Source organism: Streptomyces sp. NPDC045967 (assembly GCF_056430495.1).
Genome location: NZ_JBWKLE010000001.1, coordinates 750,886 through 765,868, shown reverse-complemented (window position 1 = coordinate 765,868; position 14,983 = coordinate 750,886). Strand labels below are relative to the sequence as shown.

Here is a 14,983-nt window from a genome sequence, read left to right as displayed (position 1 = left end):
AGCAGGAAAGCAGGAATACTCCCCTCCGCACGCACCACAGTACCCGGGGCAGGGGCTTTTGGTAAAGAGAATCCCAAGAAGTGGTCAGCGGCAGGTCATCGACCTGCCGCCGGCCTCACGGGCGCGGGCGCCGGCGGGCCTGCGCCACCCGGTCGAGCGCCTGGTCGAGGACCTTGCTGCCGGCCGGGGGTAGATCCGGTTCGAAGGTCCAGGCATGGTGGACCCACGGGTCGGCGAGATGGCTGTCCGGCACCGGCGACAGCCGCATGAGCGAGCGCCACAGCGGGTCGAGCAGCGGCCCGTAGGCCGAGGCCTCGTCGCGGTCCGCGACCATGAGCAGGTGCACGCCGACCGCCGGCCCCTCGTCGGCGAGGTAGCGCAGCTGCGTGACGGCCCGGTCGTCGAAGCCGTGCGGAAAGTCGTGGACGAGGAGCAGCTGGTCGGCCGTGTCCAGGTCGGGCGGCAGGTCCTCGGGGGCGCCGGCCCGCAGCGCCATCTGTACGAGGTCGACCCGCTTGGTCAGCGCCGCCAGCGTCGCCGTGACCCCGGCGGCTCCGGCGGCGGGCGACCCGGCCAGCACGCCGGCCCGCACGAGCGGCGCCAGCGAGGCGGCTCCGGCTCCGGCGGCGTCGATGACGTGCACGGTGAACCGGTCGGCGGGGTGCACGGCGAGCAGCCGCACGGCGTGCGCGACGGCCATGTCCATGGCGGCCCGGCGCAGCCGGTCGGTGTCCATCGCCATCGCGGACTCGGAGCCGGTGCGGCCGTTGTCGATCCACAAACCGCGCTCCAGCGGCAGCCTCATCAGCATGGGGATCCGCAGGTCGGGGCGCTCCGGCAGGTAAAGGTCGCCCAGGCGCAGGGCGAGCGGGTTCTCCTCGGGCACACCGGCGGACGGACCGCCGTGCCAGACGGGGCTGGACCAGCGGGCGTACGCGGCCGGCAGCGCGGGCTCGACCACCTCCGACTCGGCGACCAGCTGGGCGAGGTCGCGGTCGAGGACGGCCCGGGCCTGCGCGACGAGCTCCTCGCGGCGCTCCCGGGCGGTGTCGCGGGCGGCGTTCCCGGAGCCTCCGAGGCGGTGGCGGGGGTCGGACAGGGCCTCGTCGAGCTCGCGGTCCATGCGGGAGTCGGCGAATTCGACGGCGCTGCGGTAGGCGGCCACCGTGCGGGCCAGGTCTTCGAACATGCCCCAGACCTGGTTGTAGAGCCGCTCCTCCATGGACCAGCCGCTGGCATCGCCGGCGACGGGCCGCGGTGGCTGCCCGGGCTCCTGCGCGGGGGCGGAGCGCGGCGCGGGCTCGGGGGGCTCGGTGGCGGTGGGGCGGCGCCGCGGGTGGGAGTAGCTGATCGTGCCGTCCGCCGGGGGCGCGGGCGTCCCGGCGCCCCCGGAGGCGGGGCCGGACGCGGGAACGGACGCCGAGCCGGACGCGGCCGCGGGGCCTGAGGCCGGCGCGGGACCCGGCGCGGCGCCGGACGCGGGCGCGGGGCCCGGCGCGGCCGGGTACGGGCTTCCGGACACCGGGGCCACCGGGTCGGGTGCGACGGGGACCGGGTCGGGCGCCACGGGCGCCGCGACGCAGGCGTGCACGCGTGCGGTCAGCTCGGCGGCGGCGGGGGCGGCGAGCCCCTGGTCCGCGAACAGGGCGGCGAGCCCGCCGGCGTAGCCCTGGCCGACGGCGCGGACCTTCCAGGCCCCCTGGCGGCGGTAGAGCTCGAGCGCGACGACGGCCGTCTCCGCCTCCAGCCCGGTCAGGGTGTACTCGGCCAGCCCGGTACCGTCCATGGCCGTGACGGCGATGTGCGAGGCCGCGACGGCCCCGAAGCGGCCGGGGCCGCCCGGGGGCAGGGAGAGCAGGACGCCGACGCGGTGCACCCCGTCGGCCACCGCGTCGAGGTCGACGGCGAACCGGTGCCGCTGTGCGGACCCGCCGGGCGCCTCGACGCCCGGAAGGCCGCTCGCACCGGGGTGCGCGATCCCCTCCGGGCCGGTCACGGCGCCCCGCTCGTCCGCGAGCGAGGCCAGGGCGAGCACCGGTGTGCCCGCCGAGACCGTGATCCGCACCCGGTGTTCGGACAGGGCGTGGTTCTGCCCCCGGACCAGTTCGGCCGCCATCGTCCCGTCTCCCCCCGTTCCTCTTCGCTTACAGGTGCGGCAGGATCGCCGGCATCAGGTCCTGGAACGTCCGGCCGTTGGCCGGGTTCCCGATGGCCGTCATCTGCCAGCCCGCGCCCGCGCGGGACACCTTCGCCATGATCTGCGCGGTGTACTGGCCGCCGCCGTCGAGGGTGTAGCGGGCCAGCTCCTGGCCGTTGGTCTCGTCGACGATGCGGCAGAACGCGTTCTGCACCTCCTGGAACGTCTGGCCGGTGAAGGAGTTCACCGTGAAGACGATCTGGTCGATGTGCACCGGCACGCGCTGGAGGTCGACGAGGATGGCCTCGTCGTCCCCGCCCTGGCCGACGCCGCCGACCAGGTTGTCACCGGTGTGCCGCACCGAGCCGTCGTCGCTCTGCAGGTGCCGGAAGAAGACGACGTCCACCGGCTGCTTGTCCGCGAAGAGCACCGCCGACGCGTCCAGGTCGATCTCCCGGGTCCGCGAGCCGAACAGCCCGCGGCGCTTGGCCGCCTGCCAGCCGAGGCCCATCCGGACCGCCGTCAGCGTCCCCCCGTCCGACTTCTGCAGACTGATGGCCTGACCCTTGGTCATGTTGACCGTCACGCGCTGTCCCCTCTCCATAGCCCGCCCCTACCAACGGGAGCGCAGCGTGTATCTGCGGCTGGGACCCAACCCTACTGACAGGGTCCGGGTCAGGCGAGGCCCGCTTCCCTCATCTGTCGCAGCTCCTTCTTCAGCTCGCCCACCTCGTCCCTGATCCGGGCGGCGACCTCGAACTGCAGCTCCGCCGCCGCCGCCCGCATCCGCTCGGTCATCTCCTCGATGATCGCGGCCAGTTCGGCGGCGGGCCGGTCGGTGGGCACCGCGCTGCCCTTGGCGCCCTTCCCGGCCTTGGACCCGGCCGCCCTGCCGCCCAGCGCGGGAACCGGGGCCTTGGCGGCCTTGCCGTCCTTGGCCTGCCGGTATCCGGTGGCGAGGAGCTCTTCGGTGTCCAGTTCCTCGCGGGCGATGGTGGCGACGATGTCGTTGATCTTCTTGCGCAGCGGCTGCGGGTCGATGCCGTGGGCGGTGTTGTAGGCGACCTGCTTCTCGCGGCGGCGGTTCGTCTCGTCGATCGCCTGGGCCATGGCCGGGGTGATGCTGTCCGCGTACATGTGGACCTGGCCGGAGACGTTGCGCGCCGCGCGGCCGATGGTCTGGATCAGCGAGGTGCCCGAGCGCAGGAAGCCCTGCTTGTCGGCGTCGAGGATCGCCACGAGCGACACCTCGGGCAGGTCGAGGCCCTCGCGGAGCAGGTTGATGCCGACCAGGACGTCGAACTCGCCGGAGCGCAGCTCGCGCAGCAGCTCGATGCGGCGCAGGGTGTCGACGTCGCTGTGCAGGTAGCGGACCTGGATGCCGAGCTCCAGGAAGTAGTCGGTGAGGTCCTCGGCCATCTTCTTGGTGAGGGTGGTGACCAGGACCCGCTCGTCCTTCTCGACCCGCTCGCGGATCTCGTGCACCAGGTCGTCGATCTGGCCCTCGGTCGGCTTGACCACGACCTCGGGGTCGATGAGGCCGGTGGGCCGGATGATCTGCTCGACGAAGCCGTCGCCGCGCGAGAGCTCGTACTTGCCGGGGGTGGCCGACAGGTAGACGGTCTGGCCGATCCGCTCCTGGAACTCCTCCCACTTCAGCGGCCGGTTGTCGAGGGCCGACGGCAGGCGGAAACCGTGGTCGACCAGGGTCCGCTTGCGGGAGGCATCGCCCTCGTACATGGCGCCGATCTGCGGCACGGTGACGTGCGACTCGTCGATGACCAGGAGGAAGTCCTCCGGGAAGTAGTCGATGAGGGTGTTGGGCGCGGAGCCCGGCTCGCGGTCGTCCATGTGCAGCGAGTAGTTCTCGATGCCGGAGCAGGAGCCGATCTGCCGCATCATCTCCAGGTCGTAGGTGGTGCGCATGCGAAGCCGCTGCGCCTCCAGCATCTTCCCCTGCTTCTCCAGCTCCGCGAGGCGCGCGGACAGCTCGGCCTCGATGCCCCGGACCGCCTTCTCCATGCGCTCCGGGCCCGCGACGTAGTGGCTGGCGGGGAACACGTACAGCTCGCGGTCCTCGCTGATCACCTCGCCGGTCAGCGGGTGCAGAGTGGAGAGGGCCTCGATCTCGTCGCCGAACATCTCGATGCGGACGGCCAGTTCCTCGTAGACGGGGAAGATCTCGATGGTGTCGCCGCGGACCCGGAAGGTGCCCCGGGTGAAGGCCACGTCGTTGCGCGTGTACTGGATGTCGACGAAGCGGCGCAGCAGCTGGTCCCGGTCGATCTCCTCGCCGATCTTGAGGGAGACCATCCGGTCGACGTACTCCTGCGGGGTGCCGAGGCCGTAGATGCAGGACACGGAGGCGACGACGATCACGTCGCGCCGGGTCAGCAGCGAGTTCGTCGCGGAGTGGCGCAGCCGCTCCACCTCCTCGTTGATCGAGGAGTCCTTCTCGATGTAGGTGTCCGACTGCGGAACGTAGGCCTCGGGCTGGTAGTAGTCGTAGTACGACACGAAGTACTCGACGGCGTTGTTCGGCAGGAGCTCGCGGAACTCGTTCGCCAGCTGGGCGGCGAGGGTCTTGTTCGGCGCCATGACCAGGGTGGGGCGCTGAAGCTTCTCGATCATCCAGGCGGTGGTCGCCGACTTGCCGGTGCCGGTCGCACCCAGCAGGACGACATCCTTCTCACCTGCGCGGATGCGCTTCTCCAGCTCGGCGATGGCCGCCGGCTGGTCGCCGCTGGGCTGGTAGGAGCTGACGACCTCGAAAGGCGCCACCGTGCGTTCGATCTTCGATACGGGCCGCATGGGTCAACCGTACGACCCCCCACTGACAGGCACGCGTCCGCGCGCTGCCGCGCGGCGCACCCGGCCGGACCGGCTTCACACGTTCTGGTCCGTTTGTCGTAGTTCGGTGGCGGCTCGGTGATCTTCAACCGCATGATCGCGTGAAGGCCCGCCGTGAAGTGCGTCGCCGCAACGTCCGATGCTGCGCACCCGTCTGACGCGGGAACAGGGCTCACGACCCGAGGAGAACGCACATGTACGTCCGACCCGCCGCCGCGACCGCCGCCGCATTGCTGGGCTTCACCCTCACCCTGCTGGGCGGGACGGCCTCGTACGCCGCCACCGGCCCCGGCTCCACCCCCGGGCCGGGAGGTCTCCTGGGCAACCCCGTCGTGTACGCCCACCGGGGGGCCTCCGCGTACGCCCCGGAGAACACCCTCGACTCGATCGACCTGGCGATGCGGCTGGGCTTCGACTGGGTGGAGAACGACGTGCAGCGCACCAGGGACGGCGAACTGATCGTCGTCCACGACGACACCCTCTCCCGCACCACGGACGCCGAGCAGGTCTTCCCCGACCGCGCCCCCTGGCGGGTCGGGGACTTCACGGCGGCCGAGATCGCCCGGCTGGACGCGGGCAGCTGGTTCGGCCAGGAGTACACGGGCGCCCGCGTGCCGACGCTGCGCGAGTACCTCGACCGGGTGCGGCGCAACCAGCAGCGGCTCCTGCTGGAGATCAAGAAGCCCGAGCTCTACCCCGGGATCGAGCAGCAGACCCTGAAGGTGCTGGAGGAGGCGGGCTGGCTCGACGAGCGCCACGTGCAGCAGCGCCTGGTGGTGCAGAGCTTCAGCGCCGACTGCGTCCGGGCCGTGCACGAGCTGCGCCCGGACCTCGTGACGGCGTTCCTGGGCACCCCGCCGGTGGCGGACCTGCCGCGCTACGCGCGGTTCACCGACCGGATCAACCCGTGGCACACCACGATCTCGGCCGAGTGGGTCGAGGCGGTGCACGCCCTGCTCGGTGCCCACGGCAAGGCCATGGAGGTCGACACCTGGATCGTGGACGACGCCTCGACCGCCCGGAAGGTCAAGGCCATGGGCGTGGACGGGATCATCACCAACGCGCCGGACGTGGTCCGGGAGGCGGTCGGCGGCTACTGACGGGACGGCGCGCCGACGCGGCCGCCGCCCCTGCCGCCGCCCCTGCCGCTGCCGCTGCCGGGAGGACCGGGCGCGCTGTCGGCCCTGTCGGCGGTGAGCCGTACCGTGGACGCGTGGACAGCACCGAGCGGCCCCGCGGGCCGCACCTCGAATGGACCGTCCTCACGGACGACGTCCCCGGCGGGCCCCTGCTCCTGGCCGCGACCCCGCAGGGGCTGGTCCGGGTCGAGTTCCACGCCGGGCCGGAGCGGGTCGAGGCGATGATCGGCCGGCTCGTCTCCCGGCTCGGCGCCGACGCCCGGCGGCCCGCGCCGGGCGGTGAGGTGCTGCTGGCCGAGCCGGTACGCCAGCTCGCCGCCTACTTCTCCGGCACGCTGCGGCGCTTCGAGCTGCCCCTGGACTGGCGCCTCAGCTCCGGATTCAACCGGCAGGTGCTCCAGGAACTGGACCGCTCCGTGCCGTACGGGACGGTCGTCGGCTACGGGGAGCTCGCCGCCCGCGTCGGACAGCCGGGGGCCGCCCAGGCCGTCGGCAACGCCATGGGGTCGAATCCGCTGCCGCTGGTGGTGGCGTGCCACCGGGTCGTGGAGAACGACGGGGGCATCGGCGGTTTCGGCGGCGGGGTCGAGACCAAGCGCCGGCTGCTGGCGCTGGAGGGCGTCCTGCCGCAGCCGCTGTTCTGACGGCGCTCCCTCACCCGCCTCCCCCGGTTCCGCCTCGCGGTAAGGGCTGGCACACTGCCGCGGTGACTACTCCAGCCGCCGCACCCGGCCGCAGCGCACCCTGCCGTGCCCCTCGTCCCCGCCGCGGGGCGCACGGCCGGGGGTGCCCGGCATGACCGCCACCCCCGGCACCGTCCGGCCCGCCGCCCCGGCGGGCCTGCCGGACGTGGACGGACTGCGGCGGCGCACCACCGGGGTGCTCATCGCGGGCCAGATGCTCGGCGGGCTCGGCGTGCCCATCAGCATCGCCCTGGCCCCCGTGCTCGCCGCCGAGGTCAGCGGCACCGAGGCCATGTCCGGACTGGCCTCCACCGCCGCCGTGATCGGCACCGCCCTGGTGTCCCTGCCGCTCGCCGCGCTGATGACCGCGCGCGGCCGCCGCCCGGGGCTGGTCCTCGCCTACCTGATCGGCGCCGCCGGCGCGGGCCTCGTCGTCCTCGCCGCGGCCGTCGGGAACTTCCCGCTGCTGATGCTCGGCATGGCGGCCTTCGGCGCCGCCTCCTCGGCGAACCTCCAGTCCAGGTTCGCCGCCGCCGACCTCGCGACCCCGGACCGCCGGGCCCGCTCGATCTCCGTCGTCGTCTGGGCCTCCACGATCGGCGCGGTGCTCGGCCCCAATCTGTCCGCCCCCGCCAGCCGCAGCTTCGCCGGGACCTCCATACCCGAGACGGCGGGGCCGTTCGTATGGGCCGCCGCCGTCTTCCTCCTCACCGGCGCGCTGATCGCCGTACTGCTGCGCCCGGACCCGCTGCTGACGGCCCGTGCGCTGGCCCCGCCCGAGGAGCAGACCCGCGAGGGGCGCTCGCTGCGCGCCGGGTTCGCCGCCGTCAGGGCCTCCCCGCGGGCCCGGCTCGCGCTGGTCACCGTGGCCGTGTCGCACACCACCATGGTCTCGATCATGGTGATGACCCCCGTGGACCTGGGGCACCACGGCGCGGGCCTGGAGCTGATCGGGCTGGTGATCAGCGGGCACATCGCCGGGATGTTCGCCTTCTCGCCCGTCATGGGCTGGCTCGCCGACCGACTCGGCCGGCTGTCCGTGATCGGCCTGGCGGCCGGGCTGCTGTCGCTCGCCGCCCTGCTCGCCGGCACGGCCGGACCGCACCACGGCCAGAGCGCGGCGGGGCTCTTCCTGCTCGGCCTCGGCTGGTCGGCCGGCATGGTGTCCGGCTCGGCGCTGCTGACCGACTCGGTGCCGCAGCCCGCGCGGGCCGCCGTACAGGGGCTGAGCGACCTGACGATGAACACGGCCGCGGGCGCGGGCGGAGCGGCCGCCGGCCTCGTCATGGCGCACGCGGGCTACGGCTGGCTGAACGCCCTCGGCGCCGGGCTGCTGCTGCCGCTGGCCGCGCTCGCGCTGTTCACCGCGCGCCGCCACCCCGCCCCGGCGAAGGGCCGGGTCACAGGGTGATGTGGTAGGCCTTGCGAAGCGTCTCGTGCACGGTCCAGGTCGTCCGGTCGCCCTCCCGGAGCACGCAGGCGGAGCCGGGGCCGACCTCCAGGGTCCCGCCGCCCTCCACCTCGATGGTGGCCCGGCCGCTGACCACGACGAACAGCTCGTCGGCCTCGGTGTCGGTGACCACGCCCGGCGTGATCTGCCAGATCCCGCGCACCTGCCTGCCGTCGGGCGACTCCCAGAGCACCTTGCCGGTCACCACCGGCTCGCCGGAGACGATCTGGGCGGGGTCGAGCTCCTCGGGCTCGAGGGCGGCGTCCGGGACGTCGGGGACGCAGACGGCGAAGGAGGCGGGGGCGGCGTGGTCACGGGGGCTCATGAGCGGCGAGCCTAATCCGGCGCGGCGGCCTCGCGACGCGACCAGACCGTCCAGCGGGGGCGGGGCGGACGCGTCACTCTGTCCAGCGGTGCGCGGCGCCGTCCCTGTGGTTCGCCCAGTTGGGCGCGGGAGCGTGACTCGGACAGGTTGTGACGGGAGGACGGGGGCGCGTTTGGGGGCGTGCGTCCCGTGCCATGGATGGGGACATGTCACAGCACACAGCAGGTGCACCCCCGTCCGGCGGGCCCGTCCTGTCCGAAGAGGTCCGCGAAGCGCTCGCCCGGGGCCGGCCCGTGGTCGCACTGGAGTCGACGATCATCGCCCACGGGCTGCCGCGGCCCCGGAATCTGGCGGTGGGGCTCGAGCTGGAGGAGCTGGTCCGCTCGGAGGGAGCGGTTCCGGCGACGGTCGCCGTCCTCGACGGCGTGCCGTACGCGGGCCTGGACAAGGCCCAGCTGGAGCGGGTCGCGGGCGGCGACGGCGTCCGCAAGCTCGGCCACCGGGATCTGGCGCCCGCCCTGGCGGCGGGGGCCACGGGCGCGACGACGGTGTCCGCCACCGCCTTCCTGGCCGCCCGGGCCGGCCTGCGGGTCTTCGCCACCGGCGGGCTGGGCGGCGTACACCGCGCATGGGCGCAGACGCAGGACGAGTCCGCCGACCTGGCGCTGCTGGCGCGGACCCGGATCACGGTGGTGTGCGCGGGGGTGAAGTCCATCCTGGACGTGCCGGCCACCTTGCAGCGGCTGGAGACGCTGGGCGTCGGCGTGCTCGGCTACCGGACCAAGCGGTTCCCCGGCTTCTACCTGGCCGACTCCGGGGAGCCGGTGGACTGGACGGTGGAGGGGCCGCAGGAGGTCGCCGCGGTGATGGCCGCGCAGGACGCCCTGGGCGGCCCGGCGGCGGCCCTGCTGGTGGCCAACCCGGTGGCGGAGGCGGAGCAGCTGGATCCGGTGCTGCACGACCGGGTGCTGGCCGAGGCCCTCGCCGAGTGCCGTGAGCGGGACATCACCGGGCAGGCGGTGACGCCGTTCCTGCTGGAGTACCTGGTACGGGCGACGGGCGGTGCCTCGCTGGAGGCGAACCTGGCGGCGGTACGGGGCAACGTCCGGCTCGGGGCCCGGATCGCGGGGGCCTGGGCGGGGCGGGTGTGAGCGGGGCGGCAGCGGCCGGGGAAGACGGGCGCGAGGCGCGTGGAAGCGGGGCGCGGATGCGCGGGGCGCCTGGGAGCGGGGCGTTGATCCGCGGGGCGCCTGGGAGCGGGGCGGCAGCGGGCGGACCGGGGGCGCTGCTGGTCATCGGGGACGTGGTCACCGACGTGGTGGCCCTCCATCCGGAACCGCTCGCCCCGGCCACCGACACCGCCGCCCGGATCCGGACCCTGCCCGGCGGCGCCGGGGCCAATGCCGCCTGCTGGGCGGCCCGTACGGGAACCGCGGAGGTACGGCTCCTCGCGCGGGTGGGCACCGAGTCCGCGGCGTGGCACGAGCAGGCGCTGCTCGAGGCGGGGGTGCTGCCCCGGCTGGTGGTCGACCGGGAGGAGCCGACGGGGACGGTGGTCGCGCTGGTCGGCAAGGACGCGGAGCGGACCTTCCTGACCGACAGCGGGGCGGCGCTGCGGCTGTGCCCCGCCGACTGGACCCCCGCGCTGCTGGACGGGGTCGCCCATCTGCACCTGTCCGGGTACCTCTTCTTCGCCGACAGCAGCCGCGAGCTGGCCCTGGTCGCGCTGCGGGCGGCCCGGGCCCGGGGCGTGCCGGTGAGCGTGGACCCCGCCTCGGCCGGGTTCCTGGCCGGCCTGGGCCCGCGGCGGTTCCTGGAAGCGGTCGCGGGGGTGTGCGTGCTGCTGCCCAACGAGGACGAGGCCCGTCTGCTGGCCGGCCTGCCGGAGCCCGCCGGGGTGGCCGACGCGGCGGCGTGGCTGAGCCGGCTGGTACCGCTGGTGGTGGTGACCCGGGGCGCGGCGGGGGCGCTGGTGGCCGAGCGGGGCCGGATCACCGCCGAGGTCACGGCGGAGCCGGCTGAGGCAGTGGACTCGACGGGGGCGGGGGACGCCTTCACCGGCGGTTTCCTGGCCGCCCGGCTGGCGGGCGCGGATCCCGCGGAGGCCGCCCGGGCGGGCTGCCGGACGGCGGCCCTGGCGGTGGCCCGGCTGGGCGGACGGCCGTGAGGGACCGGCCCTACCGCGCGCGGACGCCCGTCCAGGCGGGATGGCGGGGGTCGTCGGCCCGGACCACCGCGTCGGCGGCCGAGGCGGGGTCGGTGTCGGCCTCGTAGCGTGCGAAGGCCGGCAGCGTCCAGCGCGCCGACTCCTCGGTGCGGCGGGCGAGCGCGCCCGGGGAGAGGCGGATGTGGACGCTCAGGTCGAAGGGGAACCACTGGCCGAGCAGCAGCGGCCCGTGCACGATCAGCACGCCCCCGGCCGGGAGTTCGACGTACGGGCTGCGGGTGGCCCGGTCGCTCACCGGGTCCCAGAGGTCGGGCAGCACCCGCCCCGTGCCGCCCGGGTCGGTGGGGCCGAACACCTCCCGCCAGAGCGCGGCCGTGTCGTACCAGCCGCCGAGGTAGGAGTCCACGTCCTCGCGGCCGAACTCGAAGCGGAGGGAGGCCGGCCGCAGGAAGCCCTCGGCCGCCACCACCAGGACCGGACGGCCGCGCAGGCGCAGTGCTTCGGCCAGTCGCTCCGCGAGGACGCCGGTCCCGGCAGCCGGCGCTCCGTCGATGCCGACGCGTTGCCGGACGGCCTGATCAGGGGCCGTGCCGGGGACCGGGCCGGAGGTGGGCCCGGCTGCGCTTCCGGGGTCGTCGAGGTGGCCGGCGAGCCGCTCGGCCATCCGCTGCCATGTGATCGCTTCCAGCTGCACGAGCCCCATTGTCAGTGGTCGGCCGTAGCGTTTCTGACGAGGGATCGCCGGCGGAACGGAAGCCGGTGGCCCGGCCTTTGGGGAGGGGTCTGTCATGGCTCGGGAGACGACGTACCTGGAGTTGTCGCAGGACGACGGCGCTGCGCACAAGTTCTACGAGGTGACGGTGGACGGCACCGCCGTCTCCGTGCGGTACGGGCGCATCGGCGCGGACGGCCAGGTGCAGAGCTCCTCGTTCGCCACGGCGGACAAGGCCCGGGCGGCAGCGGCGAAGAAGATCGGGGAGAAGATCCGCAAGGGGTACGCCCCGGCCGTGCGCGGGCAGCGCGCCGCGCGGTCGGTGACCCGCCGGCAGGTCACGTCGGCGCCGTCGACGGCGCGGGCCGTGGCTCCGGTCCTGTGGCGGTTCCGCACGGGATCCGCCGCGTTCGGAATCCACGTGGACGAGGACCGCTGCTGGGTCGGCAACCAGGCGGGGGACGTCTACACGCTGAGCCACGGCGGTGAGGTGCTCGCCCGCTACTCCCTGCCGGACGGGGTGAAGTGCCTGGTGGCGGACGAGTTCTGGATATACGCGGGCTGTGACGACGGCACGGTGTACGACCTGTCGGCGAAGGTGCCGTTCGGCGCCTACGACATAGCGGCCGACGTCGACATCTTCTGGCTCGACATCCGGGAGGGCGTGCTGAACGTGTCCGACGCGAACGGCGGGCTGACGGTCATCGACCACGAGGACGAGTTCCAGTGGTCGCGGCGGTCGGACGGCTCGAACGCCTGGATGGTCCGGGCGGACGCGGACGCGGTCTACCACGGGCACAGCCGGGGTGTCACCGCCTACGCCCCGGACGGGGGGCGGCAGTTGTGGCACACGGCCACGAACGGCTCGGTGCTGTTCGGCTGGCAGGAGGACCACGCGGTGTATGCGGGAACCGGGCACAACACGGTGCAGCGGCTGTCGAAGGCGACGGGCGCGGTGGAGGCCTCCTACCGGTGCGACGCGGCGGTGTACTCGTGCGCGACCTCCCCGGACGGCCGGCACGTCTTCGCCGGCGACCTCGCCTCCTCGGTGTACTGCTTCGACGCCGACGGGCGTCGGCTGTGGAAGCTGGGCACGGGCAGCGGGTCGGCGCTGTCGATGCAGTACCACGACGGGCGGCTGTACCTGGTGACCACGGACGGTTCGCTGGTCTGTGTGGACGCCGGCGAGCAGGCGATAGCGGCGGCCCAGCAGGGTTCGGTTCCGGCGGCGGTGGATGTGAAGTCGGCGGCCGCGCTGCCCGTGTTCACCCCGGCCGCGTCACCGGCGGCGGTCGCCACGGTCTCGGTGACCTCGGCTCCGGCCGGCGGTGTCGTGGTGGAGTGCGTCCAGCAGGGCGGCCGGGTGCGGGTGCAGGTCGTCTCGGGAGGCTTCGAGCCCTCCTGGAACGTGCAGTTCCCCCGGGGGATACGCGAGCCCGGCGCCCGCTACGTGGTGGACGGGCTGCACGCGGCATCGGGCGGCTTCTACCGGGTGCGCGGGGAGATACGCCGGCTGGTGTGAGGCTCACCCGGGCAGTACGGACGTGGCGGCGTGCTCGCGGCAGACGGCCGGGCTGACCCCGGGCGGGGGCGCGGTGGGCAGCGAGAAGGGGGTGCCCGGCGCCAGCGCGGGGGTCACGAGGAGCACGACCGGTTCACTGCCGAGGTTGTGTCCCAGGTGGACGTTGTGGATGCCCGCGGGCTCCACGAAAACGGTCCCGGCCCGGTGCTCCACGACGGTGCGGTCGTGCAGGACGCGGGTGAGGGTCCCGGAGAGGACGACGGCGTCCAGCCGGACCCGGTGGTAGTGCCAGCCGGTGCAGCCGCCCGGCGGTATGACGATCTTCCGGGCGGCGGGGTCCGCCGCGGGTACGCGCGCCGCCGTCGCCCGGCGTGCCCTGGCCTTGCGTGCCGTCGCCTTCCGTGCCGTCGTCTGCTGTCCGCGCATGTGCCCCTCCTCGGTGGACGACCTGCCGTCCACGGGCACACGGTAGAAGGGTGGCGCGGCATCGAGGAAGAGTTGGTGAAATACCAACAACCCTTTGTCAGCAGGTGATATGAGCCGCCTGCGGCGGTATCACCCCTGTATGAGCCTGGTGGTGTTCGAGTCCGGCAAGCAGATCCACTGCGCCGAGTGCCGGCAGGGGCCGCTGCGGCATCTCGTGCGCGAGGCGGGGGTGCCGCGCTGCCTGGACTGCGCCGATCTCGGGCATCTGGTCTACCTCCCCCGTGGCGACGCGGCGCTCACCCGCCGCTCGCGGGAGGGGAGTTCACTGTCGGCCGTCGTGGTCCGCCTCAACCGGCGCCGCCACCGCTACGAGCGCCAGGGCATCCTCGTCGAGGAAGCGGCTCTGGCCCGTGCCGAGCGGGCGTGTCTGGCGGACGCCGAGGCGCGGGCCAGGCGCCGGGAGCGTGACCGGCTGCGCCGCGCGGCTGAGGACACCCGCTTCACGGCCGCCTTCGCCGCCGAGATCGTCCGGCTGTTCCCCCGCTGCCCGGCCGAGCGGGCGGTCGCCATCGCCACGCACGCCTCGGTGCGCGGCAGCGGCCGGGTGGGGCGCAGCGCCGCCGGCCGGGCGCTGGACGAACGCGCCGTCACCTACGCGGTGCGCGCCGCCGTGCGGCACACCGACACCGAGTACGACGCCCTGCTGATGGCGGGCGTACCCCGCTTCGCGGCGCGGGCCCGGCTGGCGGCGCGGATCGACGCCGTACTGGACGGCTGGCGCCCCCTGCCGCCGGCCCGCAGTCCTAGCGGCTGAGGCCGAAGCGGCGGTAGAGGAGCACCCCGCCGAGCAGGAGGGCGCCGCCGCCCGGCAGCAGGTAGCCGACGGCGTCCGAACCGGTGTGCGCCAGGGCCTCGGTGTGCCGCGGCGGCGCGGGCTGGGTCACCGGGCTCTCCTGCTCGGGCGCGGGCGGCTGCACGGGCGGCTTGACCACCGGGGCGACCGGCGGGGTGACCGGCGGGGTGACCGCGGGGGGCACCTCGCCGTTGACCGAGGAGTTGCCGGAGGAACTGTTGCCGATGCCGACGACGTTCACCGCGTTGCCGCTGACGTTCACCGGGAGGTCGACGGGGAGCTGGAGGCCGTTGCCGGACAGGACCCCGGGCGAACCCTGCGCGTGCCCGCCGGCGGCTGCTCCGCCCGTGGTGCCCGCCCCGTGCTTCGACGGGTTCGAGTTTCCCGGCTCCGCATCGCTCTTGTTGGCGCAGCGGTTACCGGCGGCCGGGTTGAGCAACCCGATCACGCTCACGGTGTTCCCGCACGCGTTCACCGGGACGTCCACCGGCAGCTGCACCAGGTTCCCGGCGAGGACACCCGGCGAGCGCTCGGTGCGTCCGTCGGCGTCCGCGTCGGCGTAGGCGAACCCGCCCGCACCCGCTACCGCCAGCCCGCCGCCCGCAACCACCGCCGCGATCAAGCCATTCCGACGACTGTGACGCATCAGTTTCCCTGCCTTCCGGAGGAGTCCCGCGGGTGTTCGGCCCGCACCGGAACAACGCTCTGAACCCATTCGG

14 protein-coding genes are annotated in these 14,983 nt (G+C 74.2%); 7 read left to right on the top strand and 7 right to left on the bottom strand.

What is annotated here, in order from left to right:
- Positions 1-115 precede the first annotated feature (115 nt).
- The 3 genes from AC07FY_RS03655 to uvrB all read right to left on the bottom strand — a co-directional run bounded on the left by AC07FY_RS03655 (position 116) and on the right by uvrB (position 4,948).
- The gene (locus AC07FY_RS03655; RefSeq protein ID WP_478999717.1) at positions 116-2,116 is read right to left on the bottom strand and encodes a TerD family protein; all 2,001 of its coding nucleotides are present in this window, start codon (positions 2,114-2,116) and stop codon (positions 116-118) included.
- A gap of 28 nt (positions 2,117-2,144) precedes the next feature.
- Positions 2,145-2,723 carry a TerD family protein gene (locus AC07FY_RS03650; RefSeq protein ID WP_478999906.1) on the bottom strand — a complete coding sequence of 193 codons (579 nt, stop codon included), beginning with the start codon at positions 2,721-2,723 and terminating at the stop codon, positions 2,145-2,147.
- An 89-nt stretch (positions 2,724-2,812) separates the two neighbouring features.
- The gene (gene uvrB / locus AC07FY_RS03645) at positions 2,813-4,948 is read right to left on the bottom strand and encodes an excinuclease ABC subunit UvrB (RefSeq protein WP_478999715.1); all 2,136 of its coding nucleotides are present in this window, start codon (positions 4,946-4,948) and stop codon (positions 2,813-2,815) included.
- 233 nt (positions 4,949-5,181) lie between these two features.
- On the opposite strand from uvrB, the gene AC07FY_RS03640 reads away from it, so the two are divergent.
- The 3 genes from AC07FY_RS03640 to AC07FY_RS03630 all read left to right on the top strand — a co-directional run bounded on the left by AC07FY_RS03640 (position 5,182) and on the right by AC07FY_RS03630 (position 8,220).
- Entirely contained in the window at positions 5,182-6,087 is a 906-nt protein-coding gene (locus AC07FY_RS03640; protein ID WP_478999713.1) for a glycerophosphodiester phosphodiesterase, read from the top strand.
- Between the two features lie 113 nt (positions 6,088-6,200).
- The gene (locus tag AC07FY_RS03635; RefSeq protein WP_478999711.1) at positions 6,201-6,770 is read left to right on the top strand and encodes a methylated-DNA--[protein]-cysteine S-methyltransferase; all 570 of its coding nucleotides are present in this window, start codon (positions 6,201-6,203) and stop codon (positions 6,768-6,770) included.
- A gap of 151 nt (positions 6,771-6,921) precedes the next feature.
- Positions 6,922-8,220, top strand: a complete 1,299-nt coding sequence (locus AC07FY_RS03630; RefSeq protein WP_478999709.1) for an MFS transporter — start codon at positions 6,922-6,924, stop codon at positions 8,218-8,220.
- Here the strand turns inward: AC07FY_RS03630 and AC07FY_RS03625 are convergent.
- Positions 8,210-8,584 (bottom strand): cupin domain-containing protein, encoded by a 375-nt coding sequence (locus AC07FY_RS03625; RefSeq protein WP_478999707.1) that lies wholly within the window; start codon positions 8,582-8,584, stop codon positions 8,210-8,212. The two genes, AC07FY_RS03630 and AC07FY_RS03625, sit on opposite strands and share 11 nt — an antisense overlap.
- Before the next feature lie 206 nt (positions 8,585-8,790).
- Here AC07FY_RS03625 and AC07FY_RS03620 point away from each other — a divergent pair, with 206 nt between their 5' ends.
- Both AC07FY_RS03620 and AC07FY_RS03615 read left to right on the top strand, forming a co-directional pair.
- Positions 8,791-9,735 (top strand): pseudouridine-5'-phosphate glycosidase, encoded by a 945-nt coding sequence (locus AC07FY_RS03620; RefSeq protein WP_478999705.1) that lies wholly within the window; start codon positions 8,791-8,793, stop codon positions 9,733-9,735.
- A 56-nt stretch (positions 9,736-9,791) separates the two neighbouring features.
- Positions 9,792-10,751 (top strand): carbohydrate kinase family protein, encoded by a 960-nt coding sequence (locus tag AC07FY_RS03615; protein ID WP_478999703.1) that lies wholly within the window; start codon positions 9,792-9,794, stop codon positions 10,749-10,751.
- 10 nt (positions 10,752-10,761) lie between these two features.
- On the opposite strand, the gene AC07FY_RS03610 is transcribed toward AC07FY_RS03615, so the two are convergent.
- A complete protein-coding gene (locus AC07FY_RS03610) occupies positions 10,762-11,445 on the bottom strand; it encodes a nucleoside/nucleotide kinase family protein (protein ID WP_478999701.1) in 684 nt (227 codons plus the stop codon).
- 94 nt (positions 11,446-11,539) lie between these two features.
- On the opposite strand from AC07FY_RS03610, the gene AC07FY_RS03605 reads away from it, so the two are divergent.
- The gene (locus AC07FY_RS03605; protein ID WP_478999699.1) at positions 11,540-12,985 is read left to right on the top strand and encodes a WGR domain-containing protein; all 1,446 of its coding nucleotides are present in this window, start codon (positions 11,540-11,542) and stop codon (positions 12,983-12,985) included.
- A gap of 3 nt (positions 12,986-12,988) precedes the next feature.
- On the opposite strand, the gene AC07FY_RS03600 is transcribed toward AC07FY_RS03605, so the two are convergent.
- On the bottom strand, positions 12,989-13,444 hold the full coding sequence (locus AC07FY_RS03600) for a cupin domain-containing protein (RefSeq protein WP_478999697.1): 456 nt from the start codon (positions 13,442-13,444) through the stop codon (positions 12,989-12,991).
- Between the two features lie 106 nt (positions 13,445-13,550).
- Between AC07FY_RS03600 and AC07FY_RS03595 the strand changes: the two genes are divergently transcribed.
- Positions 13,551-14,225 carry a DUF2293 domain-containing protein gene (locus AC07FY_RS03595; RefSeq protein ID WP_478999695.1) on the top strand — a complete coding sequence of 225 codons (675 nt, stop codon included), beginning with the start codon at positions 13,551-13,553 and terminating at the stop codon, positions 14,223-14,225.
- Here the strand turns inward: AC07FY_RS03595 and AC07FY_RS03590 are convergent.
- Complete coding sequence (locus AC07FY_RS03590; RefSeq protein ID WP_478999693.1) at positions 14,215-14,886, bottom strand: chaplin; 672 nt, start codon at positions 14,884-14,886, stop codon at positions 14,215-14,217. The genes AC07FY_RS03595 and AC07FY_RS03590 overlap by 11 nt on opposite strands.
- Positions 14,887-14,983: the final 97 nt, after the last annotated feature.